The sequence below is a fragment of the Rhizobium sp. SVR5-2C genome (genome assembly GCF_056755115.1).
Window position 1 is genome coordinate 1 of the sequence record NZ_JBNDHT010000504.1, and the last position, 246, is coordinate 246.

Here is a 246-nt window from a genome sequence, read left to right on the forward strand (position 1 = left end):
GACGCTCGGCCCCAAGGGTCGCAATGTCGTTATCGACAAGCCCTACGGCGCCCCGCGTATTACCAAGGACGGCGTTTCGGGTGCCAAGGAAATCGAGCTCGAAGACAAGTTCGAAAACATGGGCGCGCAGATGCTGCGCGAAGTGGTGTCGAAGACCAATGACTGGCCGGCGACGGCACGACCACCGCGACCGTTCTCGCCCAGGCTATCGCGAAGGAAGGCGCCAAGGCTGTTGCATCGGGCATG

1 pseudogene is annotated in these 246 nt (G+C 62.2%); it reads left to right on the forward strand.

The features are described 5' to 3' along the window. Positions 1–246: pseudogene (locus tag ACPYOI_RS36685) on the forward strand (TCP-1/cpn60 chaperonin family protein); the annotation flags it as partial.